Source organism: Erwinia sp. MYb416, assembly GCF_037479575.1.
Classification (GTDB): domain Bacteria; phylum Pseudomonadota; class Gammaproteobacteria; order Enterobacterales; family Enterobacteriaceae; genus Erwinia; species Erwinia rhapontici.
Genome location: NZ_JBBGYT010000064.1, coordinates 1 through 641, shown reverse-complemented (window position 1 = coordinate 641; position 641 = coordinate 1). Strand labels below are relative to the sequence as shown.

Annotated in this window: 1 pseudogene; it reads right to left on the bottom strand. The window is 54.8% G+C overall.

The annotated features are described in order from the left end of the window. A pseudogene (locus tag WH277_RS00560) lies at positions 1-641 on the bottom strand (HsdM family class I SAM-dependent methyltransferase); the annotation flags it as partial.

The window sequence follows — 641 nt, the reverse complement described above, 5'->3', positions numbered from 1 at the left end:
TGGCGGACTGGCGACCACGGTTAGATTTCTGTTCCGGCGCTTTCTCAAGACCTAATGCTTCAAGAGAAGTCGCATCCACCACCTCGAAGCTACCGAAGGTGCGGGTGATAAGCCGGATATCCTCTTCGCCCATCAGGTTACGCTTCGAGCCGAGTGACTTACGCATCTTGCCGCACAGTTTCGTGCCATCAATCAGCTGAACCTTGCCTTTGCGCTCCTGTGCCTTCTTGTTCGACAGGATCCATACATAGGTCGCAATGCCGGTGTTGTAGAACATATCGGTCGGCAGCGCGACAATCCCTTCCAGCAGGTCGGCTTCCAGAATATAGCGGCGGATTTCACTCTCGCCGCTGCCGGCCCCGCCGGTAAACAGAGGGGAACCATTAAGGATAATGCCAATACGGCCACCGTCACTGGCGGTGCCATCAACATTTTTGGTATCGCGCATTTTGCTGATCAGGTGCAGCAGGAACAGCAACGAACCATCCGAGACGCGTGGCAGGCCGGGGCCAAAACGCCCGTTAAAACCTTTCTGGCTGTGCTCGTCGTTGATTTCGCCTTCAATCTTTTTCCAGTCCACGCCAAACGGTGGATTGGACAGCATATAGTCAAACTGATCGGCAGGCAGCTGGTCATTCGAC